Origin of the sequence: Escherichia sp. HH41S, from assembly GCF_009820115.1 — a bacterium.
Lineage (GTDB): Bacteria > Pseudomonadota > Gammaproteobacteria > Enterobacterales > Enterobacteriaceae > Escherichia > Escherichia coli_F.
In genome coordinates this window covers 271,577-290,078 of record NZ_VNXE01000095.1, presented here as the reverse complement: position 1 = coordinate 290,078, position 18,502 = coordinate 271,577, and the positions used below count along the sequence as shown (strand labels likewise).

General features: G+C 51.2%; 18 protein-coding genes. 8 read left to right on the top strand and 10 right to left on the bottom strand.

The genetic code is table 11. The features are described 5' to 3' along the window. Window positions 1-138: 138 nt before the first annotated feature. From dusC to mhbT, 6 genes are all read right to left on the bottom strand, one after another. Window positions 139-1,086 (bottom strand): tRNA dihydrouridine(16) synthase DusC, encoded by a 948-nt coding sequence (gene dusC, locus FQZ95_RS19165; protein WP_001264873.1) that lies wholly within the window; start codon window positions 1,084-1,086, stop codon window positions 139-141. A 159-nt stretch (window positions 1,087-1,245) separates the two neighbouring features. Beyond that, window positions 1,246-2,439 carry a 3-hydroxybenzoate 6-monooxygenase gene (locus tag FQZ95_RS19160; RefSeq protein ID WP_160530521.1) on the bottom strand — a complete coding sequence of 398 codons (1,194 nt, stop codon included), beginning with the start codon at window positions 2,437-2,439 and terminating at the stop codon, window positions 1,246-1,248. A 14-nt stretch (window positions 2,440-2,453) separates the two neighbouring features. Next, window positions 2,454-3,098, bottom strand: a complete 645-nt coding sequence (maiA, locus tag FQZ95_RS19155; protein WP_160530525.1) for a maleylacetoacetate isomerase — start codon at window positions 3,096-3,098, stop codon at window positions 2,454-2,456. 8 nt (window positions 3,099-3,106) lie between these two features. After that, entirely contained in the window at window positions 3,107-3,808 is a 702-nt protein-coding gene (locus FQZ95_RS19150) for a fumarylacetoacetate hydrolase family protein (protein WP_000196040.1), read from the bottom strand. A 15-nt stretch (window positions 3,809-3,823) separates the two neighbouring features. Then, window positions 3,824-4,852 carry a gentisate 1,2-dioxygenase gene (gtdA, locus tag FQZ95_RS19145; RefSeq protein WP_032184597.1) on the bottom strand — a complete coding sequence of 343 codons (1,029 nt, stop codon included), beginning with the start codon at window positions 4,850-4,852 and terminating at the stop codon, window positions 3,824-3,826. 11 nt (window positions 4,853-4,863) lie between these two features. Further along, complete coding sequence (gene mhbT / locus FQZ95_RS19140; RefSeq protein ID WP_160530520.1) at window positions 4,864-6,222, bottom strand: 3-hydroxybenzoate transporter MhbT; 1,359 nt, start codon at window positions 6,220-6,222, stop codon at window positions 4,864-4,866. Between the two features lie 126 nt (window positions 6,223-6,348). Here mhbT and FQZ95_RS19135 point away from each other — a divergent pair, with 126 nt between their 5' ends. From FQZ95_RS19135 to preA, 8 genes are all read left to right on the top strand, one after another. Further along, window positions 6,349-7,257, top strand: coding sequence for a LysR family transcriptional regulator (locus tag FQZ95_RS19135; RefSeq protein WP_032184600.1), 909 nt, complete (start codon window positions 6,349-6,351; stop codon window positions 7,255-7,257). Between the two features lie 130 nt (window positions 7,258-7,387). After that, window positions 7,388-7,786 carry a CidA/LrgA family protein gene (locus FQZ95_RS19130; RefSeq protein ID WP_001353095.1) on the top strand — a complete coding sequence of 133 codons (399 nt, stop codon included), beginning with the start codon at window positions 7,388-7,390 and terminating at the stop codon, window positions 7,784-7,786. Then, on the top strand, window positions 7,783-8,478 hold the full coding sequence (locus FQZ95_RS19125; RefSeq protein ID WP_000968208.1) for a CidB/LrgB family autolysis modulator: 696 nt from the start codon (window positions 7,783-7,785) through the stop codon (window positions 8,476-8,478). Before FQZ95_RS19130 ends, FQZ95_RS19125 begins: the two co-directional genes overlap by 4 nt. A 129-nt stretch (window positions 8,479-8,607) precedes the next feature. Then, a complete protein-coding gene (cdd, locus tag FQZ95_RS19120; RefSeq protein ID WP_000553553.1) occupies window positions 8,608-9,492 on the top strand; it encodes a cytidine deaminase in 885 nt (294 codons plus the stop codon). Between the two features lie 189 nt (window positions 9,493-9,681). Continuing rightward, window positions 9,682-10,401: an outer membrane permeability protein SanA gene (sanA, locus tag FQZ95_RS19115; protein WP_000920073.1), complete on the top strand. Its 720-nt coding sequence runs from the start codon at window positions 9,682-9,684 to the stop codon at window positions 10,399-10,401. Between the two features lie 2 nt (window positions 10,402-10,403). Then, on the top strand, window positions 10,404-10,643 hold the full coding sequence (locus tag FQZ95_RS19110; protein ID WP_105287798.1) for a DUF2542 family protein: 240 nt from the start codon (window positions 10,404-10,406) through the stop codon (window positions 10,641-10,643). A gap of 286 nt (window positions 10,644-10,929) precedes the next feature. Continuing rightward, entirely contained in the window at window positions 10,930-12,168 is a 1,239-nt protein-coding gene (preT, locus tag FQZ95_RS19105) for an NAD-dependent dihydropyrimidine dehydrogenase subunit PreT (RefSeq protein WP_105287797.1), read from the top strand. Then, the gene (gene preA, locus FQZ95_RS19100; RefSeq protein WP_000956049.1) at window positions 12,162-13,397 is read left to right on the top strand and encodes an NAD-dependent dihydropyrimidine dehydrogenase subunit PreA; all 1,236 of its coding nucleotides are present in this window, start codon (window positions 12,162-12,164) and stop codon (window positions 13,395-13,397) included. Before preT ends, preA begins: the two co-directional genes overlap by 7 nt. A 70-nt stretch (window positions 13,398-13,467) precedes the next feature. On the opposite strand, the gene mglC is transcribed toward preA, so the two are convergent. From mglC to galS, 4 genes are all read right to left on the bottom strand, one after another. Beyond that, complete coding sequence (gene mglC / locus FQZ95_RS19095) at window positions 13,468-14,478, bottom strand: galactose/methyl galactoside ABC transporter permease MglC (RefSeq protein WP_105276872.1); 1,011 nt, start codon at window positions 14,476-14,478, stop codon at window positions 13,468-13,470. Window positions 14,479-14,493: 15 nt separating this feature from the next. After that, window positions 14,494-16,014 (bottom strand): galactose/methyl galactoside ABC transporter ATP-binding protein MglA, encoded by a 1,521-nt coding sequence (gene mglA, locus FQZ95_RS19090; protein ID WP_000255032.1) that lies wholly within the window; start codon window positions 16,012-16,014, stop codon window positions 14,494-14,496. A 60-nt stretch (window positions 16,015-16,074) separates the two neighbouring features. Beyond that, window positions 16,075-17,073 carry a galactose/glucose ABC transporter substrate-binding protein MglB gene (mglB, locus tag FQZ95_RS19085; protein WP_160530519.1) on the bottom strand — a complete coding sequence of 333 codons (999 nt, stop codon included), beginning with the start codon at window positions 17,071-17,073 and terminating at the stop codon, window positions 16,075-16,077. A 279-nt stretch (window positions 17,074-17,352) separates the two neighbouring features. Continuing rightward, complete coding sequence (galS, locus tag FQZ95_RS19080) at window positions 17,353-18,393, bottom strand: HTH-type transcriptional regulator GalS (RefSeq protein ID WP_000628667.1); 1,041 nt, start codon at window positions 18,391-18,393, stop codon at window positions 17,353-17,355. Window positions 18,394-18,502 lie beyond the last annotated feature (109 nt).

Here is an 18,502-nt window from a genome sequence, read left to right as displayed (position 1 = left end):
AAAACGCGCCCTCAGCCCACATCCATGTGGGCTGCCCCGGCCTTCAGGGAACGCCTCGGCGATTTTGACGCCACCAAACAACCGTGCGGCCTATTGATAAAGAGCTAACACATTGTCAAAAAACATCACTATGGTTTCTTAGAGTTTCTCGATATCAATTGCCTGAATAGCCCTTGCAATATCAGGGGAATTATTCAACACCCGAACATGCTGAAATAATTCCGTTGCTTCATCGTATTCTTTACGCAAATAACTCAACCACTGTTTAATCCGCGCAACGTGATATAACCCGGTATCGCCCTGCTTTTCCAGACGGGTATATTTTTGTAGCAAAGCAACCACCTCCGGCCACGGCATTCGCGGTTCGTTATATTTTACCACTCGGCTCAGATTGGGAATATTGAGCGCTCCGCGACCAATCATCACCGCGTCACAGCCGCTGATCGCCATACACTGTTGCGCGCTCTGCCAGTCCCAGATTTCACCGTTGGCAATCACCGGAATATTCAGCCGTTGGCGAATCTCGCCAATCGCCTGCCAGTCAATATGCTCCGCGCGGTAACCCTGCTCTTTTGTCCGCCCATGCACCACCAACTCCGTAGCGCCAGCCTGTTGAACCGCATCGGCGATTTCAAATTTCTTCTCACCGCTGTCCCAGCCCAGACGCACTTTCACACTGACGGGCAAATGCGCCGGTACAGCTTCACGCATCGCTTTTGCACCCTGGTAGATGAGTTCAGGATCTTTGAGTAGTGTCGCCCCGCCGCCGCTACCGTTAACCGTTTTCGACGGACAGCCGCAATTAAGATCCACACCCCAGGAACCTAACTCCACCGCACGGGCGGCGTTCTCTGCCAGCCATTGTGGGAACTGCCCCAGCAATTGCACGCGCACCAGCGTACCGGATGGCGTTCGGCTGGCGTTTTGTAGCTCCGGGCAAATGCGATGAAAAACTTTTACCGGCAGCAGTTGATCCACCACGCGGACAAACTCGGTGATGCACAGATCGTAGTCGTTAACTTCGGTCAGCAATTCACGCACCAGAGAGTCGAGTACACCCTCCATCGGCGCCAGTAACACACGCATATCATCACCCGCAAAAAAATGAGGCGCTATGTTAGCGCCTCTGGTGTTTGCAGACAAACTGACTTACTGATTAATTCGGGCAAGATTTTTCCCCTCACCCTAACCCTCTCCCCAAAGGGACGAGGGGACCGTCCGTGCACCTGATTGGGTAAGAAGTACTCAGCGTGGTTGCAGACAGTTATCTTCTTTCCAGCCGTACAGCCACTCCATGCCGCGATAAAACTCTGCCTGCGATTTCCCTTTCCACAGCAGGTTACGTACCTGACGTTCTACCCCTGCGGCGTGATAAACCCGCCCCATTTCACGGGTCGACCAGACGATGCGCGCGGTACGCGGAATACGTACCGACTCATACAGCGCAAAGGCTTGCGCCGCATCACCCTCACACTGCGCCAGCGCCTTACCCAGCGTTACTGCATCTTCCAGCGCCATACAGGCACCTTGTGCCATATACTGCGCCACCGGATGGGCCGCATCGCCCACAAGCGTTATGCGCTTCGTTCCCCACTTCGCCACCGGTTCACGGTCAGCGGTTGACCAGCGTCGCCATGACGTCGGTTTATCCAGCATCTGGCGCGGACGGGGGTGAATCCCTTCAAAGTAAGAGAGCACTTCCTCTTTACTGCCATCCTTCACGCCCCACTCTTCCTGCTGGCGGCTGTGGAATGTCACCACCAGGTTATACTGCTTGCCGCCGCGCAAAGGATAATGCACCAGGTGACAGTGCGGACCCGCCCACAATACCGGCGCATTAATACGTAAATCTTCAGGCATATCCGCACAATCGATAACCGCACGGTAGACCACATGACCGGTGACGCGCGGCGCATCGCCTAATAAGCTCTGGCGCACCACTGACTTCACGCCATCACAGCCAATCAAAATATCGCCGCTCCAGCTATTACCTCGATCGTCGAAAACGGTGACATCGTCTTCCGTCTCACGAATATCCACGACATTCGTAGAGGTGTGATACTCCACGTCCGGATGCGTCAGTACCGCTTCCCACACCGAGGCATGAATATCAACCCGGTGGATCACCGCGTAAGGGCCGCCGAAATGGTCACGAAAGGCCTGCCCGGTTTCAATACGCACCACTTCTTCGGTGTTCACCGCGTCCATCATGGTGATGTGATCGGTGAATACCGCACGTTGGCGGGCGATTTCGCCGACGCCAAGACTGTCCAACGCCGAAAACGCGTTTGGCCCCAACTGGATGCCTGCGCCGATCTCACCGATCTCATGTGCCTTTTCCAGCAGCACCACTTTGATCCCCTGGCGGGCCAGTGACAGCGCAGTTGCCGCACCGCCGATCCCGCCTCCCACAATTACTGCGCGTGTCACTTTAGTCATTATGGTTCTCCTGGTCAGGCTGAAATTTTATCTTGTTGATTTTCTGGCGCTGCGGCAATGAACGCTGGCAGTTGTGTGCAGGCGTCGAACACTGTTTTACAGCGCGGATATCCACTCAGATCGCAGTTCATACGTAGCGCGTTCGCCCACTGCGGAACAAGGCAGCAGTCTGCCAGCGTCGGCGTCTCACCCACACAAAATTGCCCCGACTGGCTCTGGCGCAGTAGCTGTTCCACCGCGCTTAACCCTTGCTGGATCCAGTGCGCATACCAGCGTTTTTTCTCTTCTTCACTGACGTTCAGCTCTTCGGTCAGATAGCGCAGCACGCGCAGGTTATTCAATGGATGAATATCACAGGCGATGGCATAGACAATTTCCAGCACCTTATTGCGGGCCGCTTCTTCCTGCGGCACCAGCGGCACTTGCGGGTAGTGACGATCCAGCCAGTCAATAATCGCCAGCGACTGACCGAGTGACTCGCCCTCGTCAGTCAGCAGCGTCGGCACCAGCCCGACAGGATTCATCCGCCGATAGGCCAGTTCATTTTGCTGACCAATACGGATATTCACCCCTTCGGTCTGGTAATTAATGCCTTTCAGCGCCAGCGCAATGCGTACCCGGTACGATGCTGAACTATTAAAAAAACTGTACAGCTTCATCATGCACCTCAGACAATCTTCACCGCGATAGGGGTTAAGCCCTCGACGTTGCCCGTGATCACATCACCTTTCACTACCGGGCCCACCCCTTCTGGCGTACCAGTGAAGATCAGATCGCCCGGTTGCAGCTCAAAGAAGCCTGACAGGTAGCTGATGGTTTCATTCACCGACCAGATCAAATGCCGAATATCGCTGCGCTGGTGATCTTCACCGTTTACCTGTAACCAGATTGGTGCGTTATCAATACCGCCGGTTTCGCTGGCTTTGTGCAGCGGTGCGATGGGGGCCGAGAGATCAAATGCTTTGCCGATTTCCCACGGGCGGCCCATCTGACGCATTTCCATTTGACGGTCACGGCGCGTCATATCAAGGCCTGTGGCATAACCCCAGACATATTCATGGGCCTTTTCCAGTGGGATATCGCTGCCCTTTTTACCAATCGCCACCACCAGTTCAATTTCGTAATGATAGTTATCGGTCTGCGCCGGATACGGCAGCGCCAGCGTTTCGCCAGCGGCGACCGGAACAACGGCATCTGCTGGTTTGCAGAAGAAGAAGGGGGGTTCACGATCCGGATCAAAGCCCATTTCGCGGGCGTGGGCGGCATAGTTACGCCCGACACAGTAAACGCGGCGCACGGGGAATTGTTCATCACTGCCAACAACCGGTACGGTAACGGGCGCTTGTGGTTCGAATACATATTGAGTCATTTTCTCTCTCCCAAATTAATAACGCGCTTCGCGGAACAGTCCCAGGGCTTCTTGTACCGGTCTGTCCGAAAAACTGAATAAAACGGTATCTTGCGTAGTCTGGAATGACACGCCGTGCCAGGTCGGCACCACAAAGATATCTTTTGCACTAAAGGTGAAGATTTCATTGCCGATGGTGACTTGTCCGCTACCTTCCACTACATGGTAGATAGTGCTGTCAGTGGTACGCGCCACGCGGGAGGCGAACCCTTTCGGTAGCAGTTGCAGGAAGGCGCCCATCGACGGCATCGGATAGCCGCCGGTGACCGGGTTGACATAGCGCATTTTGTAGCCATCCCACTCGTCGGCATCGCCCAGGCGGGTTAAATCGTGCAGCACTTCGCGGCTACGGTCATAACGATAGTTAAAGATCGGTGAGGAGTTCCCCGTCTGATGGCGCAGCGGCAACATATTGGCGGCATAACGCGGCAGATAATCCCCCTCTTTACGCGTGACCGGTTGTTGCTCTTCCGGGTAATCTTCGGCAAAACCGCAGCCCAGAGTGTTCACTAATGGCAGATCCAGCCCATCGAGCCAGATAACCGGTTCGTCGCCAGGGTTACCGTGATCGTGCCAGCGCCATTGTGGGGTCAGGATAAAATCGCCCTCATTCATTGGCGTGCGTTCGCCATCAACGGCGGTAAATGCCCCTTTGCCTTCAACAATAAAACGCAGCGCCGATTGGTTATGACGATGACTCGGTGCCACTTCGCCCGGCATGATCAGTTGCAAACCAGCATACAAAGTCGCGGTGATGGAAGACTGCCCGCGCAGCGCCGGGTTTTCCAGTACCAGCACACGACGCACAGCTTCTTTCGCGCCAATCAGGCTGCCGCTCTCCAGCAGCAGCGGGCGGATCTCCTGATAATTCCAGTACGCTGGCGCACAGTTGGCGTTGGGCGTTTTCGGCACCAGGTGGTGCAGTGACTCCCACAGCGGGGTCAGGTTTTGCCCGGAAATATGCTGATAAAATTGCTCGCGGCTTTTTTGATTGTTATCAGTCATTAGGATGCTCCTTATTCGTTCACAACGCCTGCGCGAGGCAGTGAGTCAGGGACAGAGGTCGACTGGCGAACCACGGTGATCAGCAGGCTTAACATCACCGCACTGATCGCCGCGGGCACAGCGATAATGAAAAACAGGGTGTCGAAAGAGAAATTCATCGCCATCATCAGGCCGCCAGAAAGCGAGCCGACAATCGCGCCGCAGCGGCCTACGGCGTTTGACCAGCTCACGCCCGTGGCGCGGCTTTGCGTTGGGTAGAGCGTTGCGGTCAACGCGTTCAACCCCACCTGAGATCCGCTAATGCCAATGCCGGTGCCGAAAATCGCCAGCGCCATCAGCCATAATCCATCCTGGCTTAAGCCAATCATCACAATGCATACAGCGCCTACGGCATAGCTCAGCGCCAGCACGCGGAAAGGATTGAACTTATCCATCAGCACGCCCAGCGCCAGCGCGCCCAACGTACCGCCAATCTGGAACGCGGCGGTGACCCAGGACGCGTGTTGCAGGTCTATGCCGCGATGGTTCAGTAGCGTCGGCATCCAGCTTGAGAGCAGGTAAATAATCAGCAGGCTCATAAAGAACACTACCCACAGCATCAACGTAATGGGTAACTGACGTCCCATAAACAGTTGACGAATGCTGCCTTTTGTAACGGAGGCTGATTCAATGAGATAAAAGTGGGTATCGACATAACGCTCGCGGGTGATGGCGCTGACAGTTTTTGCAATCACCGCCTGTGGTAACTGGCGGCGCACCTGCCAGCGTGGCGATTCCGGAAGAATCACAAGCAGTGCGACAAACAGCATCAGCGGTAATACGCCACCCAACACCAGGATCCCGTGCCAGCCAATCACCGGCACCAGCTGTGCGCTGACAATCCCGCCAAACGCCGAACCCAGCGTAAAGCCGCAAAACATCAGCGTCACCAGCGCGCCTCGGCGGCGGGCAGGCAGATACTCCGAGGTCATGGTGATGGTGTTCGGCATCGCCCCGCCAAGCCCAAGCCCTGTGAGAAAACGCAGTAATACCAGCGTTTGCAGATCTGGTGAAAACGCAGAGGCGAGACTTAACGCGCCAAATAAAAAGACGCATAGCTCTATCACCCGTTTGCGGCCAAAGCGGTCAGACAACGGGCCACAAAGCAGTGCGCCTGCCGTTAAACCCAGCAGACCTGCACCAAAAAGCGGGGCGAGATCGCCTGCGGTGAGCTGCCAGTAAGTACGGATATCAGGGGCGATAAAGCCGATAGCCGCGGTGTCAAAACCATCGAGCATTACCACCAGAAAACAGCAGATGATAACGCGCCACTGCATCTTGCCGACCGGAGCAGCATCGATAAGTGCTTGTAAATCACGTCGTTGAGTCATAGTAAATGCCTCAGTGCAGGTAAGGTAGATGTTTCTTTTGTTTTGTATATGTTGCGATAATGTGATTAAAGAGATGAGATGTACAATGGCATTTCGGGCAGAGAGATAACCTGGAGGTTATGGCAAATGGCGAACTGGGCGCAAAAACTAAAACTACATCACCTGCAAATGCTGGTGGCGCTGGGTGAACAGGGTAATCTGACCCATGTCGCACGGATGATGAATATCACCCAACCCGCGCTTTCGAAATGGTTGTCACAACTGGAAGATGAGATCGGACTCACACTTTTTGAGCGGCACAGCAAAGGGCTTCGTCCGACCGAAGGCGGCAAATTGTTATTGCAACATGCCCAACGGTTAATCAATGACATGGAAAGATCGCAATATGAACTGGCTCGCTTTAAACAAGGTGGACTGGTCGGCAGTCTGAAAATTGGCTGTTCTCCCGTCGCCACTGACTGCGTATCCCAGGCGATTTTGCATTTGCTCAAGGAGATGCCAACTCTACACCTGAATATCGAAGAGAAGGTGATGACCCCATTGCTGCAAGATCTGTTGGCAGGTTCTGTCGATGTGGTGGTTGGGCGAATTGGCGGTCGCGCGTTGCAGTTGCCGCTGAATTATCGCGTGCTCTACACCGAGCCGGTATGCTTTGTCGCCCGTCCTGAGCATCCACTGGCGAAATACGCCACCCTCAGCTGGAATGATCTTGCTAACTGGCGGTGGATAGTCTGGCCGACAGGTACCCCCATCCGCATCAGCATTGATAATGCGCTGGTAGACCACGGCGTGATGCTGCCAGAAAACACGATTGAGTCGGCGTCGATGAATGTCAGTACCAACCTGTTACAAAGCAGCAATATGATCTCTATTTTGTCATTACGCCTTGCGCAACGTTATGCCAGCCAGGGGCAACTGGTGATCCTCAACCTGCCAAAGATTGAACAGAAAGGTAGCGTCGGTGTGTTTTGGCGTAATAACGAAACGCCTTCTTATGCTTTAAGTCAGTTTCTGCACTTTTTACAGCAGAATTAGTGTGCTGAACTGGGCACTCGCCCGATGTTACTTCCCTGTAATTCAACTATGCTGAGAATTCTTAATGTGATCGGTAGCACGTTTTACGAATTAATTGTATGATGAATCCATCTCATCTGGGGTGTTGATTATGAGTAAGACACTGAACATTATCTGGCAATATTTACGCGCTTTTATCCTGATTTATGCCTGCCTGTATGCAGGCATTTTCATTGCTTCCCTGCTACCGGTAACCATTCCGGGCAGCATCATCGGGATGCTGATCTTGTTTGTCCTGCTGGCCTTGCAAATTCTTCCGGCAAAGTGGGTCAATCCGGGGTGCTACGTACTGATTCGCTATATGGCGCTATTGTTTGTGCCGATTGGCGTAGGCGTCATGCAATATTTTGATTTGCTCCGCGCACAGTTTGGTCCGGTAGTGGTTTCCTGTGCAGTCAGTACGCTGGTGGTTTTTCTGGTGGTGAGCTGGAGTTCGCAACTGGTGCACGGTGAACGTAAAGTCGTAGGTCAGAAAGGATCAGAAGAATGATGGCAAATATCTGGTGGTCATTGCCGCTAACGTTAATTGTCTTTTTTGCCGCTCGCAAACTGGCGGCGCGGTATAAGTTTCCCTTGCTTAACCCATTGCTGGTTGCAATGGTGGTGATCATTCCTTTTTTAATGCTGACCGGCATCTCTTACGACAGCTACTTTAAAGGTAGCGAAGTGCTAAACGATCTGCTGCAACCGGCGGTTGTCGCACTGGCCTATCCTTTATATGAGCAGCTGCACCAGATCCGCGCGCGCTGGAAATCGATCATCACCATCTGTTTTATCGGCAGCGTGGTTGCGATGGTGACGGGGACTTCCGTGGCATTGTTGATGGGCGCTTCACCGGAAATCGCCGCGTCAATCCTGCCGAAATCAGTCACCACGCCTATTGCAATGGCGGTTGGCGGCAGTATTGGCGGTATTCCGGCAATCAGCGCAGTTTGCGTGATTTTCGTCGGTATTCTGGGCGCAGTGTTTGGTCATACGTTACTTAATGCGATGCGTATTCGCACCAAAGCAGCGCGCGGTCTGGCGATGGGGACAGCCTCGCACGCCCTCGGTACGGCACGCTGTGCTGAGCTGGATTATCAGGAAGGTGCATTTAGTTCGCTGGCGCTGGTGTTATGCGGGATTATTACTTCGCTGATCGCACCGTTCCTTTTCCCGATTATTCTGGCAGTAATGGGCTAAAATTTGCGATGCGTCGCGCATTTTTGATGTAAGTTTCATTCGTTGCACAATTAATGAGATTCAGATCACATATAAAGCCATAACGGGTTCGTAAACTGTTATCCCATTACATGATTATGAGGCAACGCCATGCATCCACGTTTTCAAACCGCTTTTGCCCAACTTGCGGATAACTTGCAATCTGCACTGGAACCTATTCTGGCAGACAAGTACTTCCCCGCTTTGTTGACCGGGGAGCAAGTCTCATCGCTGAAGAGCGCAACGGGGCTGGACGAAGACGCGCTGGCATTCGCACTACTCCCGCTGGCGGCGGCCTGTGCGCGTACGCCATTGTCGAATTTTAATGTTGGCGCAATTGCGCGCGGTGTGAGCGGAACCTGGTATTTCGGTGCCAATATGGAATTTATTGGTGCGACAATGCAGCAAACCGTTCATGCCGAACAAAGCGCGATCAGCCACGCCTGGTTGAGTGGTGAAAAAGCGCTCGCAGCCATCACCGTTAACTACACGCCTTGTGGTCACTGCCGTCAGTTTATGAATGAACTGAACAGCGGTCTGGATCTGCGTATTCATCTGCCGGGCCGCGAGGCACACGCGCTGCGTGACTATCTGCCGGATGCCTTTGGGCCGAAGGATCTGGAGATTAAAACGCTGCTGATGGACGAGCAGGATCACGGTTATGCGCTGACTGGTGATGCGCTTTCTCAGGCGGCGATTGCAGCGGCAAATCGTTCACACATGCCTTACAGTAAGTCGCCAAGCGGTGTAGCGCTGGAATGTAAAGACGGTCGTATTTTCAGCGGCAGCTACGCTGAAAACGCCGCATTCAATCCGACTCTGCCGCCGTTGCAGGGGGCGTTAATTCTGTTGAATCTCAAGGGTTATGATTACCCGGATATCCAGCGCGCGGTTCTGGCAGAAAAAGCCGATGCGCCTTTGATTCAGTGGGATGCCACCTCCGCAACGCTGAAAGCTCTCGGTTGTCACAATATCGACCGCGTGCTTCTCGCTTAAGACTGGTGCCGGATGTGGCGTGAACGCCTTATCCGGCCGCCTTCAGGTCTGACACACTGATAAACGTCGCATCATACTTGCCTGCTCTCTCCCGGTGTCGAAAATCCCGGCAAACAGTTTGCCGTTTCTTGCGCAAAACCAGCGGGTAAAGTAGCCTGATGGAAATTTTCCTTAGATCGAGTCTCCTGCATGTTAAAGCGCGTGTTCTACAGCCTGTTAGTCCTGATCGGCTTGCTGCTGTTGACTGTGCTCGGCCTCGATCGCTGGATGAGCTGGAAAACCGCGCCTTATATCTACGACGAATTGCAGGATCTCCCCTACCGCCAGGTCGGCGTGGTGCTCGGCACAGCAAAATATTATCGTACTGGCGTAATTAATCAGTATTATCGCTACCGTATTCAAGGAGCGATTAATGCCTATAACAGCGGCAAGGTAAATTATCTATTACTGAGCGGCGATAATGCTTTGCAAAGTTATAATGAGCCAAAGACCATGCGCAAAGATTTAATCGCCGCAGGTGTCGACCCATCAGATATTGTCCTCGATTACGCAGGTTTTCGTACGCTGGATTCCATCGTGCGTACACGCAAAGTTTTTGATACTAATGATTTCATTATTATCACCCAACGTTTCCACTGTGAGCGGGCATTATTTATAGCGCTACATATGGGGATTCAGGCCCAGTGTTATGCCGTACCGTCGCCAAAAGATATGCTGTCAGTACGTATTCGCGAATTTGCCGCCCGTTTCGGTGCGCTGGCTGACCTTTATATTTTTAAACGTGAACCGCGCTTTTTAGGGCCGCTTGTGCCTATTCCGGCTATGCACCAGGTGCCGGAAGATGCACAGGGGTATCCCGCCGTCACGCCCGAACAGTTACTTGAATTACAGAAGAAACAAGGAAAGTAGTTATGGATGTACAGCAGTTTTTTGTGGTTGCCGTTTTTTTCCTTATCCCGATATTTTGTTTTCGCGAAGCATGGAAAGGCTGGCGCGCAGGCGCGATTGATAAACGGGTTAAAAATGCACCGGAACCGGTGTATGTCTGGCGAGCAAAAAATCCCGGACTTTTCTTTGCTTATATAGTGGCATATAGTGGCTTCGGAATTTTATCTATTGGTATGATTATTTATCTTATTTTCTATCGTTAATATTGTCCCTCCCCTGTTAATTATTGAGAATAATTATTACTTCAGTCAATAAGCTGCGGATATAACATTCTGAACCGCAGCTATTTGTGAATTCTTTCACAGTTTAAATTTCCCCACACGCTTAGCCTTAATATCAGCAAGCAATATTTATGCTCTAAATAATTCGAGTTGCAGGAAGGCGACAAGTGACTGGGGTGAGCTAACGCAGACGCAGCACATGCAACTTGAAGTATGACGAGTATATTTAGCGTTCGCCTTAATTACTCATAGCATTAAGGAAGATCACATGCCGCAACAAAATTATCTGGATGAACTCACTCCGGCTTTTACGCCTTTACTGGCGATTAAAGAAGCCTCTCGCTGTTTATTATGTCACGACGCTCCCTGTAGTCAGGCTTGCCCGGCACAAACCGATCCGGGGAAATTTATACGCTCAATCTACTTTCGTAATTTTAAAGGCGCTGCCGAGACAATTCGCGAAAATAATGCCTTAGGTGCTGTATGCGCCAGAGTTTGCCCAACGGAGAAATTATGTCAAAGCGGTTGTACCCGTGCCGGTGTTGATGATCCCATTGATATCGGTCGCTTACAGCGTTTTATCACTGATTTTGAACAACAAACCGGGATGGAAATTTATCAGCCTGGTACTAAAACGCTCGGCAAAGTCGCCATTATTGGCGCAGGTCCTGCTGGATTGCAGGCCAGCGTGACGCTGACAAATATGGGGTACGACGTCACTATTTATGAAAAAGAAGCGCAACCCGGTGGCTGGCTGTGTAACGGTATTCCGCAATTTCGTTTGCCGCAAACCGTGCTGGATGCAGAGATCGCCCGTATCGAAAAAATGGGGGTGACCATTAAGTGCAATAACGAAATCGGTAAAGTACTCACCCTGGAGCAACTGAAAGCGGAAAACCGCGCAGTACTTGTCACCGTAGGGTTGTCGGGCGGTTCCGGGCTACCGCTGTTTGAGCATAGCGACGTTGAGATTGCCGTCGACTTCTTGCAACGTGCACGGCAGGCGCAGGGCGATATCAGCATTCCACAAAGCGCATTAATTATCGGCGGCGGTGATGTCGCGATGGACGTTGCCAGCACGCTGAAAGTTCTCGGCTGTCAGGCGGTAACCTGCGTAGCACGTGAAGAGTTAGATGAGTTTCCGGCAAGCGAAAAAGAGTTTGCCAGCGCCCGGGAGTTGGGCGTTTCGATCATCGATGGATTCACACCAGTGGCCGTGGAAGGCAATAAAGTCACGTTTAAGCATGTACGCTTACCGGGCGAACTGACGATGGCGGCAGATAAAATTATTCTCGCCGTCGGTCAGCATGCCAGACTGGATGCCTTTGCGGAGTTAGAGCCACAGCGTAACACCATCAAAACAAAAAATTACCAGACCCGCGACCCGCAAGTCTTTGCTGCTGGCGATATTGTTGAGGGTGACAAAACCGTGGTTTATGCCGTGAAAACCGGGAAAGAAGCCGCTGAGGCAATTCATCACTATTTAGAGGGAGCTTGCTCATGTTAACGAAAGATCTTTCGATTACCTTTTGCGGCGTGAAGTTTCCCAACCCGTTCTGCCTCTCTTCTTCGCCGGTAGGCAATTGCTATGAGATGTGCGCCAAAGCCTACGACACGGGCTGGGGTGGCGTGGTATTTAAAACGATCGGCTTTTTTATCGCCAACGAAGTCTCACCACGTTTTGATCATCTGGTGAAAGAAGATACCGGTTTTATCGGCTTCAAAAATATGGAGCAGATTGCTGAACATCCGTTGGAAGAGAATCTGGCCGCCCTGCGTCGGCTGAAAGAAGATTATCCGGACAAAGTATTGATCGCTTCGATCATGGGCGAAAATGAACAGCAGTGGGAGGATCTGGCGCGGCTAGTGCAAGAAGCTGGTGCGGATATGATCGAGTGTAACTTCTCCTGTCCGCAAATGACTTCTCATGCGATGGGTAGTGATGTCGGGCAAAGCCCGGAGCTGGTAGAAAAATATTGTCGGGCAGTGAAACGTGGTTCTACGCTGCCGATGCTGGCGAAGATGACGCCGAATATCGGTGATATGTGCGAAGTGGCGCTGGCTGCGAAGCGCGGCGGCGCAGATGGCATTGCGGCGATTAATACCGTTAAATCCATCACCAATATCGATCTTAATCAGAAAATTGGTATGCCGATCGTTAACGGTAAATCGAGTATTTCCGGATATTCCGGTAAAGCGGTAAAACCGATCGCCCTACGCTTTATTCAGCAAATGCGCACCCATCCAGAGCTGCGCGATTTCCCGATCAGCGGTATCGGCGGTATTGAAACCTGGGAAGATGCGGCAGAGTTTTTATTGCTCGGTGCAGCGACATTGCAGGTGACCACCGGCATTATGCAGTACGGCTATCGGATAGTGGAAGATATGGCGAGCGGGTTGTCACACTATCTTGCCGATCAGGGGTTTGATTCGTTGCAGGAGATGGTAGGTCTGGCGAATCACAATATTGTTCCGGCGGAAGATTTAGACCGCAGTTATATTGTCTATCCCAACATCAATCTCGATAAATGTGTTGGCTGTGGACGCTGTTATATTTCCTGTTACGACGGCGGTCACCAGGCGATGGAATGGAGCGAGAAAACCCGCACACCGCATTGTAATACCGAGAAATGTGTGGGTTGCCTGCTTTGCGGTCACGTCTGCCCGGTGGGTTGTATTGATCTTGGGGAAGTGAAGTTTAAGAAGGGAGAGAAAGAACACCCGGTAACGTTGTAAAATCAGAGACGCATCCGGCATTTGGCACCGATTGCCGGATGCGGCGCATCCGGCAATACCCACATTCACATCACTTCTTACGCGCGTATTTCAGTGAATCCAGCGCCACGGCGAAGATAATAATCGCCCCTTTGATGATGTACTGCCAGTACGGGTTTACGCCGATGTACGTCAGGCCATAGTTGATAACGGTAAAGATAATTACCCCGGTCACTACACCAAGTACCGTCCCCACACCGCCGCTAAACGATACGCCGCCCACCACGCACGCTGCGATAGCATCCAGCTCATACATAAAGCCGAGGTTGTTGGTGGCAGAGCCGATACGTCCGGCTTCTAACATCCCGCCAAAGGCATAGAACACACCAGACAACGCGTAGATCATCAGCAGGTTCAGGCCAACGTTGACACCAGAAACTTTCGCCGCTTCCGGGTTACCGCCAATGGCAAAAATGTTCTTGCCGAAGCGGGTTTTGTTCCACAACACCCAGACGAATGCCACCGCAATCAACGCGTAGAAAGTGATGTAAGAGAGACGGAAGCTCCCCAGCGCAACAAAGCCCTGAGCAAAGGTAGAGAAGCCACTGTCAAAACCAGAAATTGGCGACGCCCCGACAAAGTCGTAATAGAGCGAGTTGATGCCGTAGACGATAATCATCGTGCCGAGCGTGGTAATGAATGGCGTCACGTTGAGATAAGCGATAATCAGGCCGTTGATCAAACCGATCACCGCGCCAATGGCACAGACAATCAGAATTACCAGCGCAATCGGCATCGTCGCCATTTCCGGGAATACTTTGTTAGCGTTATCCATGGACTGCAATAACGTCGCTGCCACCACGGCTGCCAGCCCTACCTGACGTCCCGCAGAAAGGTCGGTCCCCTGGGTGACAATTAATCCTGCCACACCAAGCGCGATAATAATACGCACCGATGACTGGGTGAGAATATTACTTAAGTTCAACAGACTTAAAAAAGTTGGGTCCTGGAAAATAATAATCGCCAGCAAAACTAAAAGAACGACGTAAATACCGCCCTCTTTCAGGTAAGTAAGAAAACTTTTCTTATTTAACGCACTCATGGGAGGCCCCTAATCTTAAAGGTGCAAAGACGCAAGACGCAGAATTTCGTTTTGCGTTGTTGTTTTTGTATCGACAATTCCGGAAACGAGACCATTGCTCATGACCAGAATACGGTCTGTTATCCCTAACAACTCTGGCATTTCGGAGGAAATAATAATAATCCCCTTGCCTTTCTTCGCCAGTTCGGCAATTAACTGATAAATTTCAAACTTCGCTCCGACATCAATACCGCGCGTTGGTTCATCGAGCATTAATATTTCTGGTTGCGTAAGCAGCCAGCGCCCAATAATTACCTTTTGCTGATTACCGCCGGAGAGTGAACCAATTTGCGTACGATGTCCCGGCGTTTTTACCCGCATCGAATCAATTACCCACTGGGTATCGCTTTTCATCCGCGAGTTATCCAGCAAGCCAACTTTATTTTTGTAGTTGCGGATATTGGAAATTAACGAGTTAAAGCCAATATCCAGATAGGCATAAATTCCCGTTGAGCGGCGCTCTTCAGTTACCAGTGCAAATCCGTGGTTTATGGCTTCGTTAGCGTTATGGTTATTGATCTTTTTGCCGTGCAACGTAATGGTGCCAGCCGATTTCTCGCGAATACCAAATAACGTCTCAACAATATCAGTACGTTTCGCCCCCACCAGACCGGCAATACCGAGGATCTCCCCTTTATGCAGATCAAACGAGACATCGCGAATCGACGGCTGGCGCAGCGACGTCAGATTACGCACTTCCAGAATCACTTCGCCCGGCTTGTTTTCTTTGTCAGGGAAACGCTGGTTAAGAGAGCGTCCAACCATCATGGCGATGATCTTGTCCATCGTTAGCCCTGCCAGCGGTTCGGTAGCGATCCACTGACCGTCGCGCAATACGGTGACTTCATCACATAACTGGAAGATTTCTTCCATTTTATGCGAGATATAAACAATACCGCAGCCGCGCTCTTTTAATTTACGAATAATAGTGAAAAGATGATTGACCTCTTTTTCAGTTAACGAAGATGTCGGTTCATCCATAATCACAATTTTCGCGTTATAGGAAAACGCTTTGGCGATTTCGATCATCTGCATTTGCGAAACGGATAATGTGCCGACGCGCGCACGCGGATCGATATCAATATCCAGCTCATCAAAAATCGCTTTGGTTTCGCGGTACATTTTGTCCTGATCGACAAACATGCCTTTGGTGGGATATCGCCCCAGCCACATGTTGTCCATCACCGAACGTTGTAATACCAGGTTTAATTCCTGATGTACCATCGAAATACCATTTTCCAGTGCTTCTTTGGCAGAATGAAAATCGATCTCTTTACCCTGGAACAAAATGGTGCCGGAGTCTTTTTGATAAATACCAAACAGGCATTTTAATAATGTTGATTTTCCTGCGCCGTTTTCCCCCATTAATGCATGGATAGAATGTGGCCGGACTTTTAAATTAACGTTATCAAGTGCCTTAACACCCGGAAAAGACTTGTTGATACCGCTCATTTCCAACAAGTATTCCCCGGAAGACGGAGTCGTTGAGCTGACCATATAATTTTACCTTGTTGGCCATACAATAAGGGCGCAGTAAACGACTGCGCCCAATCAGTCTTATTTCTTGCTGAATTCAGCCAGGTTGTCTTTATCTACGCCAACGTAAGGTACGCGGACCACTTTGTTGTCGATTTTCCAGTTGGTAGCATCAGCCGCACCTTTGCCATCGGCCAGGTTTTTCGCCAGATCAAAAGTCGCTTTCGCCTGGTTGTTAGCGTCGTTCAATACGGTGCCCGCCAGTGCACCGGATTTCACCAGTGCCAGAGCTTCTGGCAGCGCATCGACACCAAACACTGGAATGCTGGACTTGTTGTGTGCTTTCAGTGCTTCTACTGCGCCCATTGCCATCGCATCGTTGTTGGCGATAACCACTTCGATTTTGTTGGCGTTCGGGCCAGACAGCCAGGCGTCCATCTTATCTTTCGCCTGAGCGGTATCCCACATAGCGGTATCTAACTGTAACTGTTCAGTTTTGATGCCTTTGTCGTTCAGCTCTTTAATCACGTAAGTGGTGCGTGCTTCTGCATCCGGATGGCCCGGTTCACCTTTCAGCAGTACGAATTGAATCTGACCGTCTTTGTTGAGATCCCAATCCTGGTTTGCCGCCCAATGCTTAGCAATCAAATCGCCCTGAATAATGCCGGACTCTTTGGAGTCAGTGCCGACATAGTAGGCTTTATCGTAGCTATCCAGCGCCTTACGAGACGGTTCTTTGTTGAAGAAAACCACCGGCACGTTTTGCCCGCGCGCTTTCTCAATCACCGTACCCGCAGCTGCCGGGTCAACCAGGTTGATCGCCAGTGCCTTCACCCCTTTCGCCAGCAATACATCGATCTGATCGTTCTGCTTGGACTGGTCATTCTGAGAATCATTCATCAGCAGCTGAACATCTGGCGCGGCTTTCGCATCTTGTTCGATAGCCTTGCGCACAACAGACATAAAGTTATCGTCGTACTTATAGATTGTTACACCAATACGGGTATCAGCAGCGTGTGCAGTGGCACCGAATAACATACTGGCCATTACAGCAGACAGGGTTAACACCTTCTTATTCATGGTATCTCCGGTTTTTCTTATGCAGGGTAGTGATTGAGATAAATGCTCGGCGGGGCAGTAGAGTTAATGAAGTGTTACTGAACGCCGAAGCTCACTTTTTAAAATTCGTTCTTCCATGCCCGGTAACGCTCCAGAAAACGGCTTTAATTGTTGTTATGACGCTATTACCTCGGTGAAAGTGATGATTCACTGTTACATACAGGTTACAGCGTTAAAACGGTGCAATCATAGCTATCGCATTGTTAATATACTGTGAAATCACTCACAGATTGAAAGCGGTTACATCGACTGATTTGTTGAGTTAGTGATCGCTGCCGCATTCTGGCGCGTTGCGACAGAATGGCGACGCACTAACGTCGGCATAAAACAGTGGCTGGCGTGAGGATCAATGTTGCCTGCTGCCCCTTGTAAGGCCAGTTCGGTAGCTAATTTTGCCATCGAAGCAATGGGATAACGCACGGTCGTTAATTGTGGGTCGGTGTAACGAGCGATGGGAATATCATCGAAACCGATGATTGAGAGATGTAACGGAATCGCAATACCATTATCTTTTAATGCCGTCAGTGCGCCAGCGGCCATATTGTCGTTGTATGCAAATACAGCGGTAAGTTGTAGATTGCGCCCCAGCAGTTCAACCATCGCCGCCTCACCGCCTGGCATGTCCGGGGTGCCAGTGCCAATCCAGCTTTCCGACGGAATAATATCCTGCTCTTTCAACGCACTCATCCAGCCTGCTTTGCGCATGGCATCATCTTCAATACCGTGGCTGGAAGAAAGATAACCAATACGTTGATGACCATTATTGAGCAACATGCGCGTGGCCATTCGGGCACCGCTGAGATTATCCAGGCAAACGCAACGATGGGCGTAACCTGGCACAACGCGGTTGATTAACACCATACCGGGAATGTTATCCATAAACTGCGCTAATTCATCATCGCTTAACGCTTTTGAATGAACAATCAACGCGTTACAACGCTGGCGAATTAACACCTCAATGGCATGACGCTCTTTTTCCGCTTCATGATAGCTATTACCTATTAGCACATATTTCTGGTGCTGCTGGGCGACGAGATCCACCGCTTTTACCAGCGCGCCGAAAAACGCATCAGAAACGTCCATTACCACCACGCCAATGGTATCGCTAACCTGAGTTGCCAGCGCCTGGGCATTGGCGTTTGGCCGATAATCCAGCTCGCTCACTGCTTTCATTACTGCTTCACGCGTGTCGGCACTGACCAGCGTGCTGTTATTGAGCACCCGGGAAACCGTTGCCACAGAGACGCCAGCCTGACGCGCTACATCACGAATGGTGATCATATTCACTACCTGTTATGAGATTGCAGTAAATGCCTGCTTGCTGGCGGCTATTTTGTCAGCACTGAATTCAGGACTTCGTGAATCGAGTCACAGCAATGGAAACGGTTAC

Coding starts and splice junctions, on each gene's coding strand:
- preA (WP_000956049.1), top strand. CDS start 12,162: ATGTTAACGAAAGATCTTTCGATTACCTTTTGCGGCGTGAAGTTTCCC.
- mhbT (WP_160530520.1), bottom strand. CDS start 6,222: ATGACTCAACGACGTGATTTACAAGCACTTATCGATGCTGCTCCGGTC.
- FQZ95_RS19110 (WP_105287798.1), top strand. CDS start 10,404: ATGGATGTACAGCAGTTTTTTGTGGTTGCCGTTTTTTTCCTTATCCCG.
- mglC (WP_105276872.1), bottom strand. CDS start 14,478: ATGAGTGCGTTAAATAAGAAAAGTTTTCTTACTTACCTGAAAGAGGGC.
- galS (WP_000628667.1), bottom strand. CDS start 18,393: ATGATCACCATTCGTGATGTAGCGCGTCAGGCTGGCGTCTCTGTGGCA.
- dusC (WP_001264873.1), bottom strand. CDS start 1,086: ATGCGTGTGTTACTGGCGCCGATGGAGGGTGTACTCGACTCTCTGGTG.
- FQZ95_RS19130 (WP_001353095.1), top strand. CDS start 7,388: ATGAGTAAGACACTGAACATTATCTGGCAATATTTACGCGCTTTTATC.
- maiA (WP_160530525.1), bottom strand. CDS start 3,098: ATGAAGCTGTACAGTTTTTTTAATAGTTCAGCATCGTACCGGGTACGC.
- FQZ95_RS19135 (WP_032184600.1), top strand. CDS start 6,349: ATGGCGAACTGGGCGCAAAAACTAAAACTACATCACCTGCAAATGCTG.
- FQZ95_RS19160 (WP_160530521.1), bottom strand. CDS start 2,439: ATGACTAAAGTGACACGCGCAGTAATTGTGGGAGGCGGGATCGGCGGT.
- preT (WP_105287797.1), top strand. CDS start 10,930: ATGCCGCAACAAAATTATCTGGATGAACTCACTCCGGCTTTTACGCCT.
- sanA (WP_000920073.1), top strand. CDS start 9,682: ATGTTAAAGCGCGTGTTCTACAGCCTGTTAGTCCTGATCGGCTTGCTG.
- mglA (WP_000255032.1), bottom strand. CDS start 16,014: ATGGTCAGCTCAACGACTCCGTCTTCCGGGGAATACTTGTTGGAAATG.
- mglB (WP_160530519.1), bottom strand. CDS start 17,073: ATGAATAAGAAGGTGTTAACCCTGTCTGCTGTAATGGCCAGTATGTTA.
- FQZ95_RS19150 (WP_000196040.1), bottom strand. CDS start 3,808: ATGACTCAATATGTATTCGAACCACAAGCGCCCGTTACCGTACCGGTT.
- FQZ95_RS19125 (WP_000968208.1), top strand. CDS start 7,783: ATGATGGCAAATATCTGGTGGTCATTGCCGCTAACGTTAATTGTCTTT.
- cdd (WP_000553553.1), top strand. CDS start 8,608: ATGCATCCACGTTTTCAAACCGCTTTTGCCCAACTTGCGGATAACTTG.
- gtdA (WP_032184597.1), bottom strand. CDS start 4,852: ATGACTGATAACAATCAAAAAAGCCGCGAGCAATTTTATCAGCATATT.